We start from the raw sequence: 17,730 nt of genomic DNA, 5'->3' as shown, positions 1-17,730 counted from the left end.
AGGAAGAAGAGGGTGCAGCGCCGCATGAACAAAACAGACCGCATGTTAGCCATCGTACTGGAGCTGCAGCGCAAAGGGGTCGTACGGGCAGAGGATCTGGCGTCCGTCTTCGAGACTAGCGTAAGAACCATCTACCGCGATATCCAGGCGCTAAGTGAAGCCGGAGTGCCGGTGGTAGGGGCTACAGGTCAGGGATATTCACTGGTGAAGGGGTATTTCCTGCCCCCGGTCAGCTTCACGGCCGAGGAGGCAGTGACCCTGCTGATCGGGACGGATTTCGTGGAGCAGCGGTTCGACGCGGAGTATGGTACCCGGGCATCCGCAGCGGGCCGGAAGCTTGAAGCGGTGCTGACGGGCGAGGTCCGGGACAACGCCTCCCGGATACGCAAGAGCATCCGTCTGCTCACCACCGGCAAAGACCGGCTGCTGGAAGCAGACAAGGAATATATGGAACAGATCCGCAGCGCGATCCTGGAGCAGCGTAAGATTAGCTTCGAATATACGAAGCCCCGGCAGGAGGCCGACGGAAGTCACCGGAGTGTCCGTATCGCCTCGCCCTATGGACTTGTTCTGAACAGAGGCGCCTGGACCCTGGTCGCCTGGTGCGGGCTGCGGCAGGAGATCCGTCATTTCCGGTTATCCCGGATGAGGGAGCTCACCGTTCTGGATGACCGGTTCCAGCCGCCTGCGGATTTCGATCTCCAGGCGTATCAGCCCGAGGATGACCGCCAGGTGCGCGTGTGCATCCGGGTGGATTCCGATATAGCCGGCAAGGCGGCTGAATCGGGTAACTTTTATCTGGAGTCTGCGGAGGACCGGGAGGACGGCAGGCATATGACCTTCCGCGTTCGCCAGCCCGAGGACCTGCTGCAATGGGTGCTTTGCTGGGGAGCGGGGGCGGTTGTTCTGGAGCCGGAAGCCTTGCGGAAGCTTGTGCGGGAGGAAGCGGCGAGAATGCTGGAACGCTACTGACATAACATAGTGACCCGGGGGGAAATTTCATTGTGAGGAGTTACGGACATGAAGCACCAGTTACGCCAATATATGACCCGCCTGACCTCTCTCAGTGAAGAGGAGCAGCAGGCCATTCTGGATGAGATTCTTGTTGAGGAATACAGCAAAGGAACCACTCTGCTGAGACAGGGAGAGGTTCCGGGTAAGTGCTATTTCGTGTTAAAAGGATGTGTGCGGCAGCACAGCGTGGACGCTACAGGCCGCGATATCACCTCTAACTTGTATACAGAGGAGCAGGCCATCGCTATCTTCAATGCGCATAAGGAGGATACCTCTTCGGAATACAGCCTGACTTGTCTGGAGGACTGCGTTCTGGTTGTAGGTGCACTGAATACGCAGCAGGCCATGTATGCCAAGCATTCGCAACTGGAGCTGATGACCCGCCGGATGATCGAGGAGAACTTCGGTCAGATGCAGGAGGAATTCGCTGCATTTGTAGCCTCTTCCCCCGAACACCGTCTGAAGACCCTGATGCATACCAGACCCGGATTAATCAGCCGCGTCCCCCAGCATCAGCTGGCCAGCTATCTCGGCATGACCCCGGAGTCCCTGAGCCGGATTAAGAAGCGGCTGCAGCGTGAACGCGCGGAGCCGGAATTCTGAACAGCAGCCAGATCCCAAGCCCCAGCTCCCCGGCGGTCATCGGCAGTATAAATATCCACTTCACCAGTTGGATGAACCCCTTATATTCAGGCACGAGTAAGCTGCACAGATGCAATGCAATATAACCGAAGCCTGCCAGCAGCAGCAGTACACCGAGGGGCTTCGGAATATTCTCCGCTTGAAGCGCAAGTATTCCTATCACGAGCAGATGTACGCCGAATAGAATCAGACCCGCCGACCATACCGCCTCAAATCCCTGAAGAGCCAGCATAACCTCCCCTTGTAATTGTCCGTTGGTGAAGCCGGATAGGACCCAATCTCTTCCCCCCGTAAGCAGGGAGGCCAAGATCAGGCTGGACACAGCAACCCCCAATACCGCCGTATAAGCCAGGCGCAGCCAGGCCCCAAGCAGGGATAGACCCGGGTGTACAGGCCTCAGAACCAGATATAACGCCCAGGCAGCTACGACGTCACAAGCCATGATGAATATCCACCCGAGAATCTCGGCTCTGAACAGCGATGGAGAGGATTGAAGACGGGCGAAGGTAACGGCGGCATCCCCATTCACCACCAGACTTCCATGAACATATCCATACGAGAATGCGGCGGCAACTGCCATTACAATAAGTGAGATTCCCCCGGTACGTGCCACTGTTGCTGACATCAGCATAACCCCCTGAATGATTAATGATTGTGGTTATAGTGTACGCAGCAGCGGGCAGGAGTTCATTGACTTAAGTTAAGAGGGGGGATATTTTAAATAATAATGTTTGAATAAAGGGTAGTCATCAGAAAATGTCGAAGCATAGTTTTAGAGATTTCGGCACTCCTTACAGATTCGCAACTATAACGGCCAGCAGCGCCAGGAAGGCCGGGAGTCCCTGGACTACCAGAATAGATCTCTTGGCAGTGATTCCGCCATAAATGGCCGCAACCGCTACACAGATCAGGAAGAACAATTGCAGCTGGTAACCGAAATCAGCGTTGGGATGCAGCAATCCCCAGATTAGACCGGCGGCCAGGAAGCCGTTATACAAGCCCTGGTTGGCGGCAAGCGACTTCGTCTCCCGGGCGAAGGCCGGGGTCGTCCCGAACGCCTTCTGTGCTCTCGGGGTGGTCCACAGGAACATCTCCAGCACCAGGATGTACACATGCTCCAAGGCTACTAAGGCAACGAGAATTAAACTTACAGTCATCATAATGAGTCCCTCTTTTCAAGTGATATGTACCAAGTGAATCCTTTAATTAGATTGCGCAAAATATAATTTTACAAACCTAAATATACCCAATTTTTCGGATGTTGTCAATTTATTGCATCCCATACCCTAAAGGAGGAAGGAAATGTACATAAGAACGCTGACCCCATCTGACGCCGAAAGCTACCGTGCGCTTCGTTTGCAGTCGCTGCAGCAGCACCCTGAAGCTTTTCTAAGCTCCTATGAAGCGGAAGCGAAGTTGTCTATCGAGACTACCCGGATTAGGCTGGACTCCTCGGACGGGCATTTCACCCTGGGCGCCTTCTTGGACGGGGAGCAAAGGCTGGCGGGAATGGCCACCTTATTCCGGGAGAGCCGGCCCAAGATTCAGCACAAAGCCAATGTCTATGCAGTATATGTAGATCCCGCTGCCCGTAAACATGGCGTAGGCCGTGCGCTGATGGAGGAGCTGATTGCACGGGCGAAGGCCGCGCCGGGGCTTGAGCAGCTTATGCTGACCGTAACCTCCAGTAACATGTCTGCCACAAGGCTATACGAATCCCTCGGATTCGTCCGCTACGGCACAGAGCCGAAGGCGATGAAGCTTGGCAGCGAGTATCTGGACGAGGATCTGATGGTGCTGCTGCTGTAGAATACAGCAAAAGCCCCTCCTGCCTTTTCGGCAGAAGGGGCAGAGATGAAGGGGCAGTTGCTTACTTCGCAGACTTTCCGCTCAGGATGGCCTTCACCTGGCTGACCATTGCCGCTGCGTCAGCGCTGGTGACACCGTCCTGGGGCCGGAAGCTTCCGTCCTGATCCAGCTTCACGATCTTGAGGGCAAGCGCGGTCTGGATCGCGCCCGAGTTCAGGATATCAATCTTGTCATTATCCTTGATCTCCACCGGGATCAGCTTGATCATCGGCAACTGTCCGCTGGTCTGAAGTGTGTTAATGAGCAGAGAGGTGAACGATTCGCGGGTTACGCTCATATTCGGGTCAATCTTGATCTGCAGGTTCGCCTCCCCGGCAGCGTCCTTGATGTACTGGACGGCCTCGGTTGCGGTAATGGTCCCGCTCTCAGCATCGGGTGCCGGATGTGCGTTCAGATAAGCGAGTGCATTGCTGATGGCTACTGCCGCTTCCGCACGGGTGATCTCCTGTTTCGGGTTAAGCTTGCCGCTGTTATCCAGCTGCATGACACCGTAATTCAGCGCACGCTGCAGGGCACCGGAGTATTCTACCTTCACCTGATCCTGATCGGCGTACTCCACCACCACCGGCTTAATCATCGGCAGACGGTTCGTATTCTCCATCGCATCAATGAGCTGGTAGGTAAACTCTTCGCGGGTCAGCTTCTCGCCAGGCTTCAGATCCGCAGGCAGGTTCAAGCCGTGCACACCGGCAATAATTAGCGCCTGTGCATACCAGGCGGAGTCGTTGGCATTCTTGAAATAGTCGGTGGCATGCGGCTCCTTCACGAACCGGATCGTATCCAGATTCAGATCAAGCGCACTCACGATCATCTGCACCCCCTGGGCTGCTGTGATGTTGAGGTTCGGGCCGAACAGATCCGCGCTGATGCCTTGAATCAGGCCGCTGTTCTGAAGCGCGATAATCTTCTCTTTATCCTGCACGTTATGGATATCCTTGAAGGCTGCGGCCGAGGCGAATTGTTGCCCTGTGAAGCTGAGCGCCAGAGCGGCTGCTGCGGATAGTGTGATCATCTTGAATGTCTTCTTCATGTCCAGTCACCTCGTGAGTAGTTTGTAGTTTATTTGTGATCATAGACGGCGGCGTAGTCAAAAAGGTTCCAGCAAAAATAAAAAAATCAAAAATATAAAAAAAGCACTGGCCGCATCGGGCTAGTGCCGTTTTCTCATACAAATCTCCTGCCATCTCATAAGCCATTCATACTGCTCATCACAGAATTCTTTCGTCCCTTTATTGAATGGCTCCAACTGCTATTCATTATCCTAGGGGAGAAACACAGATGTATAGAGAAAGATTGATTATAATTAAACCTCCGCCGCAACAATCTGATTCCGGCCCTGATGCTTGGCGGCGTACAAGGCTTTATCGGCAGACTTGAACAGGTTGTTCAGGTAGGTGGTCGCATCCATGGCAGGCGGAATCTTGAATTCGGCGATGCTGAGCAGCCCCATGCTGATGGTGATGGACACAGGCCCATCGATATAATCGATACGGATGGTGTTGTGTTCAACCTCGGATTTTAGCTGTTCGGCCAGGCGCCGCGCTTCGGCCCCATCCGTATCCGGCAAATAGATGATGAACTCCTCGCCGCCGTAGCGGGCCAGGATATCGGTAGGCCGCAGACTGCGCTGGAGCAGCTCCACCGTGCTGCACAGGACCACATCTCCGGCGAGATGGCCGTGCTGGTCATTGATTTTTTTGAAAAAATCGATGTCGATCAGTATAATAGTCGAAGGTGCCCGGACATCGCGGTCCCGCAGCGCCTCCTGCTCCAATTGCTGCATCAGATAATGCCGGTTGTAGCAGCCGGTCAGGCTGTCGGTGATCGCCAGCTTCCTCAGCTTGCCGTTCGTCTGGAACAGCTCCTCCTGTACCTTGACCAGCGCGTCGTTGCGTTCCTTCAAGATGGCATTCTGCTGCTTCGTCTCATCGATGAGCCGCCGGATCTCGGTAGTATTCTGGAAGGTGACAATCCGTCCGACCCGGCTGCCGCTTACCATAATCGGTGCTGCATGGATGCTCACAACCATGTGGATAAGGGGATACAGAACCTCCAGCCCGGCTGTCTCCAGCGGTTGCCCGTGGTAGGTCTGGAGGAAAGGCTCCGTCTCCATGTCAGGGCCGTCTGGCAGATAGCTGCGTATGTTGAACTGTGCACCGGTTGCAAGCGGGATATAAGGCTGCAGAGCATGATTGATCTCTACGACCCGCTCCTGATCGTCCAGCACAAGAATCCCGTATTCCATGGTATTGATAATATCCTGATGGGCAATCGTTACAATATCAAATACTTTGTCCTGGTGGATCGTAATCACAAAGAATGTAGCCGATACCACAATCCCCAGCGAAGTGAAGCCCGGAATCACCGGCAGGTAATCATCCAGAATGACATTGAGCAGCACATCGATCATCAGGAAGATGCACAGCGCCGAAATGCCTTTGAGCATATACATAACCTGGTTCTTGATCCGCACGGCCTGATTAGAGGTCAGAGCCACGTAGATAACATACATGGACACGAGGGCATCCATCACAAGAAAGGCCATGCTGATCCAGAAAATAGGCCCATAGATCCGCTCCACATATCCTCCGTTCACCGGACGGACGAACCATCCGTAAGGATTGAGCACTACTCCAAGGGAGGTCAGTATTGCAGGGATCACCAGCACGGACACGATCCTTCTAGTTAGGAACTGGGATTGTCCCGCGAGCAGTATAGTGAAGAAGATCCAGCCCAGACCCAGCAGGGAAGCATCCACGAAGGCAAGCTTCACATAGAAAAGCTGGTAGAGAGGATCATCGACGGTCCTTATGGCGAACTGGCAGTAGGGCCAGATCAGCATGGAGAAATGGAACCCCAAATAGACTTTGTGCAGCTTGGTAATGGTGACCGTAGCCACGATATAGATGAGCAGCAGGAACAGCAGGAAGCACATAATCAGGTCAATCCAAGAGGCTAAGGCCAATATATTACACCTTCTTGATTTTAATAGTATTTATTGATTTTTGTGGGTCTAAGGTCTTATATATTGTTTTTAATATATAATTAGCGTGTGCAGATTACAAGATTTTTAGATAAATCTATCGGAAGAATATGGATCGGGAGGGAACCACATGAAGTCTATTAGCGTGCAGAGCCTTGTAGAGAAATTCCATCTGGAGGTACTGGCCGGAGCCGGCCGGATGGACCGGACCATCACCCGTCCAAGGACGCACAGACCGGGCTTGGAGTTTGTCGGTTATTTTGATTTTTTTCCGATGGAGCGGGTGCAGGTCCTTGGACGTAAAGAGATCAACTACCTGTTGACGCTGAGTGTAGAGGAGCGAATGCTGCATATCGGCAACATTGTGAAATACCATCCGCCCTGCTTCATCGTGACCAGCGGCCAGCAGGAGATTCCTTATCTGACGCTGTTCTGCGACCAGGAAGGGATTCCGCTGCTGCGGACGCCGGAGGTGACCACCGAGTTCATCGCCAAGCTGGACAGCTTCCTGGTGAAGACACTGGCGCCGGAGCTGTCGATCCACGGGGTATGCGTTAACGTATCGGGGATCGGTATTCTGCTGCGGGGCAAGTCGGGGATCGGCAAGAGCGAGACGGCGCATACACTGATCCGCAGGGGTCACCGCTTCGTCGCCGATGATATTGTGGTGCTGAAGAAGCTCGGTCCGGCGACACTCCTCGGGACACATAATGAGACCACACGTGAATTCCTGGCGCTGCGCAGCATCGGCCTGATTAACGTTGTGCGGCAATACGGGCGGCGGGCCTTCCAGGATGAGACACGGATCGTGCTGGATATTGAGCTGGCCCCTTGGCAGGAGAATTCGCTCAACAATGAGCTGGAGGTGGTGCCCCAGTTCACCGAATATCTCGGGGTCCAGATTCCGCATATTGAGGTCCAGCTTCAGCCGGGCCGCGATGTTGCGGGTCTGATCGAAGCGGCAGCGAACAACTGGTATCTCAAGCAGCTCGGGTACAGTGCAGTGGAAGAATTCATGCAGCGGATTGAGGACGGGATGCAGTCATAAGGAACGGCAGGGAATGAAGGAGCGCTCTCCTGGGCAACTTAGACGAAAGACAGCAAGGGAGCGTGTTTCGTTAATGGCGAGAAGAAGCAGAAAATATGCTGTACCGGGGTCTGCGCAGGGAATGCAGACGTTCAAAGCGGAGGTTATGAGGCAGGAAGGTTATCACGTAGATCCGAATCACCCGGACGACGTGAAATACGAGGTAGCCAAAGAGCTGGGCATCCCGCTGCAGGCCGGAAATAACGGCCAGCTAACCACCGAGTCAGCCGGACAGATTGGCGGCAGAATCGGCGGCTCCATGGTTCGTGAGATGGTGCGTCTGGCCCAGGAGCAGCTTGCGGATAAGCAGAAGTCCTAGCATGCGATCTAAGATTTGTGTGCCCGCACACCAAGATCCCCTTTCTTAATCAGAAAGAGGATCTTTTTTGGCATGTGCTGACTGTAGTTAAAGCTGCAGTTACAGTTCAAGGCACAGGCTGCCGCTGTAATATTTATACTCTGAATGAATCTTAAATCCGGCACGGAGATAGAGATTCAGTGCCCGGACATTCTCGGTGACTACGCTGAGGCGAATAACCGGATAAGGCTTCTGCAGCAGGATATTCACGGTCTGCCGCAGCACCTTCTCGCCAATCCCCTGACCCTGACAAGCGGGAAGTATACAGAAATTATGAATAAATGCCGTATCCTCATTGATATAATTGACCCGGATCAGACCGATCGCCCGGTTCTCTTCCCAAGCGATATAGGTTACCCGGTCCGGCTCATCTGTCTGGGTGAAGTACTCGCGCGTCTCCTCTTCCGATTCTCCGAAGGCTTGGGAGGAGCAGGAGACCATGAATTCGAAATCCTCAGGCGCAGCGGGAAGCAGGATTGGCTCTGAAGGAAGCGGGCTGGCGGAATTCATACCGGCGTAGGACATGGCGTATTCTGACCGGTCAAACTCTCCGCCCAGGGCCTGCGCCGTCAATAGTCCTGTCTGCGAACTGGCGGGAATTTTGTAGCTGAGCCAGTGTACGCCAAGAAGCTCAATGTCTGCTCTGGCACGTTTCACAAGGCTGCGGAACACACCTTGCCGGCGGTAATCCGGATGGACCATGGCATTAATCTGCGCCTCATCGCCCCCGGAAGCGAACCAGCTAAGCAGGCCGATGAGCTGATCGCCACGGTAGCAGAGCAGGGCATGGTCACCGTCTTTTTTGACGAGATGCTCAAGCTCTGAGTTCAATTGGATAGAATCGGCCTGAGTGCACTGCTGCTCCAGTACCGTAATGTCTGCCGCCTGCTGCTTGGAATGGTAGGTCATTGGTATAATGTTATTCAATTGGAGAAGCCGCTGGAACTCCGCAACATTCTCCAGAATGCCGTCCGGCGCAAGATCATAGGCCTGACTCTGGAAGGTGGGTAGCCAGCGGACAGCGTAGGTCTGCATTCCGGCAGCCTTGCCTGCGAGAATATCCGCATTGCTGTCGCCTACGAATATGGCCTGGGATGGTTCAATGCCCAGTGTTCGCAATGCCAAATGTATACCTTCGGGATCAGGTTTTGGCTTCGCCACATCATCGCCGGTAATCGAGATATCGAAGAAACGCTCCAGATCCAGCGCTCCGGCCGATATCTGATAGGCCCGTCTGCTTTTACCGGTAATGACTCCAAGCTTCATTCCCTGACCCTTCAAGGCTTGAAGTAATCCAAGAATGTGTGCACTATTCTGGAAATCTTCGGTGTGTCCCTGCTTATATATTGAATAATAATCCTCTATCGCTTGTGGAACCGAAGCCGGATCTGTGAAATTTCCGCTGATGATGCCTTCCTCGGTGGGACCGAACATCGCGACAAGCTCATCGCGGGTGACCTCTCTCTGGTCGTATTGCTTAAATACAGCCTGGAAGGCACGAAAGGATAACGGCAGGGTGTCTGCCAGGGTTCCATCGAAATCAAACAATACAGCTTGAATGGTCATAAAGACAGTGCCCCTTTCGATTGGGTTCATGCGGGTGTGATGTTACTCCGGCATCATTATGAAGTGGGCGTACCCTGAAGCAGGCTGTTTCTGTAATTCATGAGCGGGGCCAGCCAGACCATACCGGTACCCCGGTATACATTGACCAGGCCTTCGCCTGAGGCGGCTGAGCCCAGACGGGTCTTGCCTGACTTCTCGACAGTGAAGTCGAGGGAGTTCGACCACATTAAGGCGAAGTTCCCGTCGACCTTCAGCACATCATTCTGCAGCTCGATTACGACAGCTTCCTCGGAAGGAATGGGCGCTTCGAGGGCAAGGATTCCTTTGCCGCGTGCGCTCAGGTTGAACAGCCCTTCTCCGCCCAGGACGGCAGAAGAGATGTTCTTGCGTGCCGCAACGGAGATGTCGAGCGTAGTCTCGCAAGCCAGGAACATGCCGTCATCGATCACGATATGGTCGTTGTCCACATCAATCAGCCAGAGGTATTTGTAGGTGGTCTCCAGCAGGATGGTCCCGGTTCCCTTATAGAGCGGCTTGACTGCGCTTGTTCCGGTTGCTGCCCCGGACAGCATATTGCGCATCAGTCCTCCTACGCCTTTAATGCCGGAGGTCATCTCGATATTGCCGATCATATACTGCATCGCCCCGGCGCTCAGCATCACCTCATTGTTGTTCAGCTCAATCATCAGCTGCTTGTTGCGCATATTGCTCTTGCTCATGAAGAAGTTAGTCTCTGCTTCATAGCGGGTGGTGGTGCTGAGATCCTCTTTGTATTCGATGATACTGAAGCCGCCCAGCTGTTCTTTAATGATCACATTGGAATTGTCTTTCAGGTTATTGATGGTAAAAGCCATGGATACCCACTCCTTCGGTAGCTATTGTTATGCGATACGGTGCATCATGCCTTCAACGCATACGTATTCGACACTTTCCGCGGGTATCCTTGCATTCCTGGAGAAAAAAACGTTCTCAATAATTCCTTTACTTCTAATATCAGGTTAGCGTAATGTTCTAGGTATAGTGCTCAGAATACAAATGTATCTCTTGACACCAGCATTAGAACCGAAAGGAAGTTAGCCTTGTTTGAGACGTTGCTGCTCAATTTTTTGTTTATGCTGTTTCCGGTGTTGATATTTCTGATTTTCTTCGAGAACAGGCCCCACGCCTACAACCGCAAGATTCTTGTACTGCTCATCGCCGCAACCATGATCCTGTGTATCGCCAAGCCGATCCGGCTGGAGACCGGGTTCATCTTTGACCTGCGGTATGTTCCGTTTATTGTTGCCGCCTTGTATGGAGGGTACAAACATACCCTGCCTTTATATCTGATTCTCAATGTGTACCGTTTCTACATAGGCGGTGAGGGAACCGTCCAATCTTTTCTTTTTTCGACAGCGGTCCTGATACTGGTTCCTTCCGTAAGCGCCAGATTTATGCGCTCGAAGCCCAAGGGCCGGATCATGTGGGCTACCTCCATCGTGGTCCTGACTATGGGTTGTTATCTGATTATACTGGGCCTGATCACAGGTAAGCTGGATGTGCAGTTCTGGACGCTTGCCTTTTATGCCTTAACCACCCATGCGGTGGTCATGGCGGTCCTGATGATCCTGCTGGAGCAGATTCTGGTGAACCTCAGGAACCGGGAGCGGATCATGCAGTCGGAGCGACTGAAGGTGGTCAGTGAGCTGGCGGCCAGCGTCTCGCATGAGATGCGCAATCCGTTAACCGTGACCAGCGGCTTCCTCCAGCTGCTTAATCTCTCCAAGACGCTCACCCCGGAGGAGAAGGGGTATATTGAGCTGTCGTTGCTGGAGCTGAACCGGGCGGAGAAGATCATCAGCGATTACCTGTCTTTTGCCAAGCCGCAGTCGGAGAGCCGGGTCTACTCCAACCTCCAGGCGGAATGTGAATACACCAAGAATGTGATATTGCCGTATGCCACGATCCACAAGGTTGCGGTTGAATTCAGCTTCAACAATCCGCTCAGCACCCATTATGACAGTAATGAGCTGCAGCAATGTCTGATTAATCTGTACAAGAATGCGATTGAAGCGATGGAGGGGGTGGAGGATGCCGTCCTGTCCATTAGTGTCTTCGCAAGCGGGCAGAATATTATCATTACCATCCGCGACACCGGTATCGGAATGACGAAGGAGGAGATCTCGCGCCTGGGCAAGCCGTATTACTCCACCAAGGAGGACGGGACGGGTCTCGGGATGGTGATGGCCTATAATGCGATCAACAAGCTCAAGGGGCGTATTGAGGTCACCAGCGACAAGGGCAAGGGTACAGTCTTCCGGATCATCATCCCGGCCTGAGGCAGGACAACAGTGGGAAACTTGGTGTGAAAATGATAAAGTAATTCTAAGAGAACTTCGAACTATCAACCGGGAGGCTATTGGCCATGAGAGAAGAATTAATCGCACAATTGAATGCTTGGCACGAGGAGGACCAATACGAAGAAATCGTATCCCGCATCAAAGAGGTGCCGACACCACTGATCGATGAGGAGCTGGCGGTTCATCTGGGCCGGGCGCTCAATAATCTGGGCCGCTATCGGGAAGCGCTTAAATGGTTCAACAAGGCGGCGGAGAAGGGCAAAAAAGATCCGCTGTGGCATTTCCGCGTCGGCTATGCCCACTATTATCTGGATGAGTACGACCAGGCGATCAAAGCGTTCAAGAAGGCGAACAAGCTGGACCCTGAAGATCAGGATACCATCGAATTCCTGGAATGGAGCCGCAGCGAGAAGGCGGCGCTGGCCGCAGCGGACGAGGACCCGGAAGAAGAAGCTTCCGAAGCGGATTCGGGTTCAGATGCCGGTTCCAATGCCGAGACGGCAGAAGAGACCAAGCGCTAGGACTTGACGGCCGCACTGGCCGGAGCCTACAATGATAGTCAATCTTACCAAAGAGGTGAAATGGATGCCATTCCGTACCGTCGCAAGGAACTAGTTATCGGGCTGGGTAGAACGCGTACCAGCCACCAAGGGGGAGGTCTGTCCTCTTGGTCACAGATAACCGGATTCCGAAGCGGTGCCTGGAGGGTCATTCTTTATGAGCCGGGACACTGAGTTATTCCGCTTGAAGACTATACTGCTGTGGCAGGGGTCTTGGGTGCGGGGTGGCGAGAGCGTTCCCGGCTTTTTTTCATATTCTTATGGTTAAGATTGGAGATTATTATCATGTTAAAGAAATGTCTTGTCCACCTCAAAAGGTGGGCCGCTCTGTATATAGGTCTCGGCTTTGCGATTCAGCTCTTAAGCAGTCTGGGCATTGTAGTCTTTCAGCGAATTCTGGATCAGGCGGTGGCCGGAACAGGCTTCCGTGAAATTCTCTACGGGGTTGTCCTCTACGGGCTGCTGCTCGGCCTGAACGTCCTGCTGAATTATGCGGATGAATATCCCAGCGCTTATCTATCGAACAGCATCACAGAAAGACTGAAGATTATGGCCTTGTCCAAAATCTCCAGAATGGATTACACCGCCTATCAGAATATGGGCACAGGCCAGATGATCAAGGTGATTGAGAACGGCGCGGCAGCCGGGAACAGTATTCTGTTCTCTTTTATCCTGAAGACGCTGCATGAGCTGCTGCCCACGATTCTCTTCAGCCTGCTCTTCATCAGCTACTATGATCTCAGAATTATGCTGGTGATTGCGGGCGGGTACGTGGTGATCTTCCTGTTAACGAATGTTCTGCTCAAAGCTCTCTACCGGATCAAGGAATCGGTGCTTATGCAGCAGGAGGCCATGTCCCGGTATGGGGTTCGCGGCTTCATGGAGCTGGTCGTCTTCCGCACCAACAAGAAGTATGCGCAGGAGATCGGCAGATTGAACAAGGCGGCACAGCAGATCATCAGGCAGAGCGCGAAGCTGCAGATGATTCATGAAGCCTTCTTCGCCTTGTTCGAATTGTTCATTACGGTGATTAAGGTGATTGTGCTGCTGTATGGCGTGAAGAATGTGGTCTCCGGGCAGGCCTCTGTCGGGGTTATGGTCGCGCTGTTCATGTTCATTGACAAAATCTATACGCCGATTGCCATCTTCAACGTATTGTTCGTCGGCTATAAGCTGAACAGGGTGACTTATCAGCGGTTCGAGGACTTCCTGAATGCCCCGGAGGACCGGAATCTGGAGCAGGGCAAGGCGGTGCTACAGCTACAGGGCAGGATCGAATTCAAGGAGGTATCGTTCAGCTATGGAGAGGTGCAGGTGCTGGACCGGCTGTCCTTCTCCGTCGCGCCCGGGACCTCGGTTGCCTTGGTGGGCTTAAGCGGCAGCGGAAAGTCAACGGTCATTAAGCTGATTACGGGCCTGCTCAAAAAAAGCGGCGGCCAGCTGCTGATCGACGGCACGGATATCGATGAGCTGAGTCTGGACAGCTACTATGACCACATCTCTTACCTGTCGCAGGACAGTCCGATCTTCGACACCTCCATCCGGGGCAATATGGTGTTTGACCAGCAGGTGCCGGATGAAGAGCTATATGCAGTGCTGGACAGGGTTCACCTGAAGGAGAAGGTGCTGTCGCTGCCGGAGAAGCTGGAGACGAGGGTCGGTGAGCGCGGGCTGAAGCTGTCGGGCGGGGAGCGGCAGCGGCTGGCTTTTGCCCGGGCGATCCTACAGCAGCGGAATCTGATCATCCTCGATGAGCCGGTATCGGCGCTGGATAATATTACGGAGCGCAGCCTGATGGAGACGGTGTTCGCAGAGTTCAGGCATAAGACGGTCATTATTATCGCACACCGGCTGAACTTCATCAGCGGCGTGGATCAGATTCTGGTCATGGAGCAAGGCAGGCTGGCGGGGGAAGGTGATTTCGACTCTTTGATCCGCGACTGCGCTTCCTTCCGCACGCTGTGGAATAACGGCAGGGGGCAAACGGATTAAATCATCTTTTACCTTGTGGACGATCTTGTGCCTGAACTATGCTGGGGTACAGAGAGAACCCGAAGGTGAGGCTGCGTATTATGAATCCGGTATTATCCACAATGAGGCTCGAAACGGAGCGCTTAATCATCCGTCCATATATTGAAAGTGATCTATCGGCTTCCTTCGAGCTGATGCAGAACCCGGAGGTGCTGGCCTTCATGCATATGGAGGTCATGCCCAGGCATGAGTATGAGGGGATGTTCAGCTATCATACGCCATTCGCGCTGCCGTTCAAATATTCGTTCGCGGTCTGCCATAAGGCAACCGGGCAGCTAATCGGCTGGTGCGGGGCCGGCGTGCTGGAGTTCAGGGCGCCGGATGTAGAGCTGTATTACCTGATCGGACGTGAACACTGGGGCCGGGGCTATGCCTACGAAGCCGCTGCGGCGCTCACAGACTATGCCTTCAGGGTGATCGGACTGGAGCAGTTATATGCCAAGGCCGATCCGCGTAATACGGCATCGCTCGGCGTGCTCCGGAAGCTTGGCTTCCGGGTGGAGCAGGAGCTGTCCGGCTTGACCGGCGATTATGAGGACTGCAACGGTGAGCTGCTGCATGTGCTGAGGAAGGAGCGAGCAGGGAGGCAGAAGGCGAATCGAAGCTTCTAAGGTATGCTGAAGATGCACGGAGAATGCACTGCGGATGATTGGGAATTGTACGGCGAATACGTCAGGGCTGAACGGAAATTGTACGGTAAAATGAGTGTTACGTGGGCAAGCTTGGCATAGCTGAACAAATAACGGGTGCCGTCCCTGGTGGGGATGGCACCCGTTTGTGCGTGATGGATGCAGCAGTTATAATTATTCGGCGGATTCTGGCATGTTCGAATTGAACATTCAGAGATAATTGTATTCTGTACATTTAAAAACCCTGAAAAGGATGGTTTTCCTCTTCTAACTGTAGTTTGTACAACTAAATCTGCCCGAATGGGGGAGATTCGGGTAAATCAGGCAATTTAGTTGTAGGAAATACAGCTAACTGTGCATTCGGCGGTACATCTGATGATTTAGCTGTACGAAATACAATTAAAGCTTACCGCTTGCACCTAATCAGGGCGTGGCATACGCTTAGCAAGCGGTTGGTTAAAGTAGCTATCACAAATGCTACTCTGGTGCTCTACTATGTTTCTAATGGATGCCGCTAATTCGTTCGCGGATTCACTCTAACCTGTGCGCCTTTGCCGCTGGTCTGCAGGCCAGAGGCCTTGGTTCCGGCTTCCTTCAGATCGGCCACAAGCCGCTCCAGCACTGCCTTCGCAGCGGCGGCTTCCTTGGCGCCGGAGGACTTCACGACAAGCTGCACCGGCTTGCCGGAGCGCAGATGCTTGTCCGCCTGACGCAGCTTCGTGTCGTAGTCATGCTCTTCAATATGGGCGGTGAAGCGCAGCTCCTTCACCTTCTCATTGCTGCCGCCGCCTTGTTGTGGACGGCTGGTATCGCCCTTGGAGGCTGCTTGCGCAGCCGCTTTGCCTTTGCCCTTGGCGACCAGGCTGCAGGGCGGCGGGCTGCTCATCAGCGAGGTGCAGACCAGATCGGCCCCTGCGGCTCTGGCCTTGGACAGCGCCTCGCTTCTGGATACAGTGCCGAGCTTCTCGCCCTTCAGCCCGGTCAGCTCGACCTCGGCTGCCTTGATCTGTTCATTAATCAGTACGGCCACGATAATGCTCCTCCCTTTGCGGATATGATATAGCTATCATATATGGAAGCGGGCAGGGCTTCAATGACGGCTCCCGGATACTTACAGCAGGTGGGCGGACAGGTTGAGACGGTTGTGCAAAGCGGTTATACTCAGTGGACGCAGGTTTTTCAGCATGGAACCACTGGCACTACTATATTTTCTGTTGAATGGGGGATGGCAATTGAATGACACAGCTGACGATAAGCAGTTAATTCTGCTTATTGCACAGAAAGACTCGAATGCCCTCGAACTGCTCTATGACCGGTATGAACGGGTCATCTATAGCTTTGCTTACCAGATCGTGAAGGATTCGATGGCTGCCGAGGAGGTTATGCAGGAGCTGTTCCTGCGCCTGTGGAAGAATGCGGGGCAGATTGACTTCGGCAAGGGCAAGCTGCTCAGCTGGATGTTCGCGGTGACCCGCAATCTGGCTATCGATCATCTCCGCAAGCGGGACGCCAGGCTGCCGCGGCAATCCGCCGATGCTGGGAATCTGGAGCAGGTTCAGGACCATAGCGCGCTCACTGAGGATCTCGTTGAGCTGCAGATGGCGGGGGAACAGATCCGGGAGGCGCTGCTGGGATTAAGCCGCGACCAGCAGCAGGTAATGGATATGATCTATTACCAGGGCTACACCCAGCAGGAGGTAGCGCAGCTTGCGGCTATCCCGCTGGGAACGGTCAAGGGAAGAGTCCGGCTGGCGATGAAGCAGCTTCACAAATCGTTACGGCACTGGGGAAGGAGGGATCATGCCCATGAGTGAACACAATGAGGAACTCTGCGAATTGGCTGAATTATATACGCTGGGCGCACTGACCGCAGAGGAGATGCAGCAATTCGCTGCGCATGCGGCAGAGTGCAGGGAATGCAGGGAGCTGGTGGAGGAATACCGGCAGGTACTGGACCATCTTCCTCTTGCATCAGAACCGGTAGACCCGCCCTCCGGCATGAAGGAACGCATCCTCTCACGGGTGCTGGAGTCCGGGAGCGCGGGCGCACCGGCAGCACGGCCGGAGGCCAAGCTGCATATCCAGCAGGCTGTAGAGCGGGCTGAAGATCGTGAGCCGGTGAAGACCCCTCCGGTTGAGCAGGGCTTGCCCCAGTTAAGCATCCCGCAGCCTAGAAGAACCCGCTTCTGGGGGTACCTGAGTCTGGGACTGGCTGTGGCTGTGCTGCTCCTGGTCGTCTACACCGGCCAGCTGCGAGGCAATGTCTCGGAGCTGAAGCAGCAGCTGGCCTCCGGCACCGGACCGCTTCAGGGGCTTAAGGTGAATGAGGCGGTGGCGCTTAGTCCGGCGGGAGAAGGGGTTACCGCCAAGGGTACAGCAACGATTGTCGCAGACCCTACCGGCACCCACCTTGTGCTTCAGGCAGAAGATCTGCCGGAGCTTACCGGCACGGAGGTCTATCAGGTATGGCTGATCAAAGGGGACTCGCCGGTGAATGCGGGCACTTTCATCTCACAGGGCGGAAACGGGGCGCTGTATTATTCGTTTGACCCGAAGGCCTATGATACCATAGCCGTTACACTGGAGCCGGATGGCGCAGGCGTTACCCCGCGCGGGAAGATGATTCTCACAGCGCCGCTTAAGCAGGGGTAG

18 protein-coding genes are annotated in these 17,730 nt (G+C 54.0%); 11 read left to right on the top strand and 7 right to left on the bottom strand.

Annotation, left to right across the window (positions count from 1 at the left end):
- Nucleotides 1–24 precede the first annotated feature (24 nt).
- Together MHH28_RS21475 and MHH28_RS21470 are read left to right on the top strand one after the other, a co-directional pair.
- Nucleotides 25–972: a helix-turn-helix transcriptional regulator gene (locus MHH28_RS21475; RefSeq protein ID WP_405105366.1), complete on the top strand. Its 948-nt coding sequence runs from the start codon at nucleotides 25–27 to the stop codon at nucleotides 970–972.
- 48 nt (nucleotides 973–1,020) lie between these two features.
- A complete protein-coding gene (locus MHH28_RS21470) occupies nucleotides 1,021–1,617 on the top strand; it encodes a Crp/Fnr family transcriptional regulator (RefSeq protein ID WP_405105364.1) in 597 nt (198 codons plus the stop codon).
- On the opposite strand, the gene MHH28_RS21465 is transcribed toward MHH28_RS21470, so the two are convergent.
- The gene (locus tag MHH28_RS21465) at nucleotides 1,574–2,281 is read right to left on the bottom strand and encodes a DUF4386 domain-containing protein (protein ID WP_405105362.1); all 708 of its coding nucleotides are present in this window, start codon (nucleotides 2,279–2,281) and stop codon (nucleotides 1,574–1,576) included. The genes MHH28_RS21470 and MHH28_RS21465 overlap by 44 nt on opposite strands.
- Before the next feature lie 166 nt (nucleotides 2,282–2,447).
- The gene (locus MHH28_RS21460) at nucleotides 2,448–2,816 is read right to left on the bottom strand and encodes a DUF1304 domain-containing protein (protein ID WP_405105360.1); all 369 of its coding nucleotides are present in this window, start codon (nucleotides 2,814–2,816) and stop codon (nucleotides 2,448–2,450) included.
- Between the two features lie 142 nt (nucleotides 2,817–2,958).
- On the opposite strand from MHH28_RS21460, the gene MHH28_RS21455 reads away from it, so the two are divergent.
- The gene (locus MHH28_RS21455; RefSeq protein ID WP_405105358.1) at nucleotides 2,959–3,465 is read left to right on the top strand and encodes a GNAT family N-acetyltransferase; all 507 of its coding nucleotides are present in this window, start codon (nucleotides 2,959–2,961) and stop codon (nucleotides 3,463–3,465) included.
- A gap of 61 nt (nucleotides 3,466–3,526) precedes the next feature.
- On the opposite strand, the gene MHH28_RS21450 is transcribed toward MHH28_RS21455, so the two are convergent.
- Both MHH28_RS21450 and MHH28_RS21445 read right to left on the bottom strand, forming a co-directional pair.
- Nucleotides 3,527–4,555, bottom strand: coding sequence for an S-layer homology domain-containing protein (locus tag MHH28_RS21450; protein ID WP_405105356.1), 1,029 nt, complete (start codon nucleotides 4,553–4,555; stop codon nucleotides 3,527–3,529).
- A gap of 273 nt (nucleotides 4,556–4,828) precedes the next feature.
- The gene (locus tag MHH28_RS21445) at nucleotides 4,829–6,490 is read right to left on the bottom strand and encodes a diguanylate cyclase (protein ID WP_405105354.1); all 1,662 of its coding nucleotides are present in this window, start codon (nucleotides 6,488–6,490) and stop codon (nucleotides 4,829–4,831) included.
- Nucleotides 6,491–6,638: 148 nt separating this feature from the next.
- On the opposite strand from MHH28_RS21445, the gene hprK reads away from it, so the two are divergent.
- Entirely contained in the window at nucleotides 6,639–7,556 is a 918-nt protein-coding gene (hprK, locus tag MHH28_RS21440) for an HPr(Ser) kinase/phosphatase (RefSeq protein ID WP_405105352.1), read from the top strand.
- Between the two features lie 73 nt (nucleotides 7,557–7,629).
- Nucleotides 7,630–7,914: an alpha/beta-type small acid-soluble spore protein gene (locus MHH28_RS21435; protein ID WP_405105350.1), complete on the top strand. Its 285-nt coding sequence runs from the start codon at nucleotides 7,630–7,632 to the stop codon at nucleotides 7,912–7,914.
- Nucleotides 7,915–8,013: 99 nt separating this feature from the next.
- Here the strand turns inward: MHH28_RS21435 and MHH28_RS21430 are convergent, their stop codons facing one another.
- Both MHH28_RS21430 and MHH28_RS21425 read right to left on the bottom strand, forming a co-directional pair.
- Nucleotides 8,014–9,519: a GNAT family N-acetyltransferase gene (locus MHH28_RS21430; RefSeq protein WP_405105348.1), complete on the bottom strand. Its 1,506-nt coding sequence runs from the start codon at nucleotides 9,517–9,519 to the stop codon at nucleotides 8,014–8,016.
- Between the two features lie 56 nt (nucleotides 9,520–9,575).
- On the bottom strand, nucleotides 9,576–10,373 hold the full coding sequence (locus tag MHH28_RS21425; RefSeq protein ID WP_405105346.1) for an AIM24 family protein: 798 nt from the start codon (nucleotides 10,371–10,373) through the stop codon (nucleotides 9,576–9,578).
- A gap of 270 nt (nucleotides 10,374–10,643) precedes the next feature.
- Between MHH28_RS21425 and MHH28_RS21420 the strand changes: the two genes are divergently transcribed.
- The 4 genes from MHH28_RS21420 to MHH28_RS21405 all read left to right on the top strand — a co-directional run bounded on the left by MHH28_RS21420 (nucleotide 10,644) and on the right by MHH28_RS21405 (nucleotide 15,060).
- Nucleotides 10,644–11,837 (top strand): ATP-binding protein, encoded by a 1,194-nt coding sequence (locus MHH28_RS21420; RefSeq protein ID WP_405117204.1) that lies wholly within the window; start codon nucleotides 10,644–10,646, stop codon nucleotides 11,835–11,837.
- 86 nt (nucleotides 11,838–11,923) lie between these two features.
- Nucleotides 11,924–12,379: a tetratricopeptide repeat protein gene (locus MHH28_RS21415; RefSeq protein WP_405105344.1), complete on the top strand. Its 456-nt coding sequence runs from the start codon at nucleotides 11,924–11,926 to the stop codon at nucleotides 12,377–12,379.
- Nucleotides 12,380–12,703: 324 nt separating this feature from the next.
- Nucleotides 12,704–14,410 carry an ABC transporter ATP-binding protein gene (locus MHH28_RS21410; RefSeq protein WP_405105342.1) on the top strand — a complete coding sequence of 569 codons (1,707 nt, stop codon included), beginning with the start codon at nucleotides 12,704–12,706 and terminating at the stop codon, nucleotides 14,408–14,410.
- Nucleotides 14,411–14,511: 101 nt separating this feature from the next.
- Nucleotides 14,512–15,060 (top strand): GNAT family N-acetyltransferase, encoded by a 549-nt coding sequence (locus tag MHH28_RS21405; RefSeq protein WP_405105340.1) that lies wholly within the window; start codon nucleotides 14,512–14,514, stop codon nucleotides 15,058–15,060.
- A 532-nt stretch (nucleotides 15,061–15,592) separates the two neighbouring features.
- Here the strand turns inward: MHH28_RS21405 and infC are convergent.
- Entirely contained in the window at nucleotides 15,593–16,108 is a 516-nt protein-coding gene (infC, locus tag MHH28_RS21400; protein WP_405105338.1) for a translation initiation factor IF-3, read from the bottom strand.
- A 202-nt stretch (nucleotides 16,109–16,310) separates the two neighbouring features.
- Here infC and MHH28_RS21395 point away from each other — a divergent pair, with 202 nt between their 5' ends.
- Both MHH28_RS21395 and MHH28_RS21390 read left to right on the top strand, forming a co-directional pair.
- Nucleotides 16,311–16,892 (top strand): RNA polymerase sigma factor, encoded by a 582-nt coding sequence (locus tag MHH28_RS21395; RefSeq protein ID WP_405105336.1) that lies wholly within the window; start codon nucleotides 16,311–16,313, stop codon nucleotides 16,890–16,892.
- The gene (locus MHH28_RS21390; RefSeq protein WP_405105334.1) at nucleotides 16,885–17,730 is read left to right on the top strand and encodes an anti-sigma factor domain-containing protein; all 846 of its coding nucleotides are present in this window, start codon (nucleotides 16,885–16,887) and stop codon (nucleotides 17,728–17,730) included. Before MHH28_RS21395 ends, MHH28_RS21390 begins: the two co-directional genes overlap by 8 nt.

It is taken from the genome of Paenibacillus sp. FSL K6-1217 (assembly GCF_045040735.1).
In the GTDB taxonomy this organism is placed as follows: Bacteria; Bacillota; Bacilli; order Paenibacillales; family Paenibacillaceae; genus Paenibacillus_AQ.
The sequence above is the reverse complement of the archived record's forward strand: the minus strand, read 5'-3'. Positions and strand labels throughout refer to the sequence as shown.

Coding starts and splice junctions, on each gene's coding strand:
- MHH28_RS21460 (WP_405105360.1), bottom strand. CDS start 2,816: ATGATGACTGTAAGTTTAATTCTCGTTGCCTTAGTAGCCTTGGAGCAT.
- MHH28_RS21405 (WP_405105340.1), top strand. CDS start 14,512: ATGAGGCTCGAAACGGAGCGCTTAATCATCCGTCCATATATTGAAAGT.
- hprK (WP_405105352.1), top strand. CDS start 6,639: ATGAAGTCTATTAGCGTGCAGAGCCTTGTAGAGAAATTCCATCTGGAG.
- MHH28_RS21430 (WP_405105348.1), bottom strand. CDS start 9,519: ATGACCATTCAAGCTGTATTGTTTGATTTCGATGGAACCCTGGCAGAC.
- MHH28_RS21425 (WP_405105346.1), bottom strand. CDS start 10,373: ATGGCTTTTACCATCAATAACCTGAAAGACAATTCCAATGTGATCATT.
- MHH28_RS21455 (WP_405105358.1), top strand. CDS start 2,959: ATGTACATAAGAACGCTGACCCCATCTGACGCCGAAAGCTACCGTGCG.
- MHH28_RS21435 (WP_405105350.1), top strand. CDS start 7,630: ATGGCGAGAAGAAGCAGAAAATATGCTGTACCGGGGTCTGCGCAGGGA.
- MHH28_RS21470 (WP_405105364.1), top strand. CDS start 1,021: ATGAAGCACCAGTTACGCCAATATATGACCCGCCTGACCTCTCTCAGT.
- MHH28_RS21410 (WP_405105342.1), top strand. CDS start 12,704: ATGTTAAAGAAATGTCTTGTCCACCTCAAAAGGTGGGCCGCTCTGTAT.
- MHH28_RS21465 (WP_405105362.1), bottom strand. CDS start 2,281: ATGTCAGCAACAGTGGCACGTACCGGGGGAATCTCACTTATTGTAATG.
- MHH28_RS21475 (WP_405105366.1), top strand. CDS start 25: ATGAACAAAACAGACCGCATGTTAGCCATCGTACTGGAGCTGCAGCGC.
- MHH28_RS21450 (WP_405105356.1), bottom strand. CDS start 4,555: ATGAAGAAGACATTCAAGATGATCACACTATCCGCAGCAGCCGCTCTG.
- MHH28_RS21415 (WP_405105344.1), top strand. CDS start 11,924: ATGAGAGAAGAATTAATCGCACAATTGAATGCTTGGCACGAGGAGGAC.
- MHH28_RS21390 (WP_405105334.1), top strand. CDS start 16,885: ATGAGTGAACACAATGAGGAACTCTGCGAATTGGCTGAATTATATACG.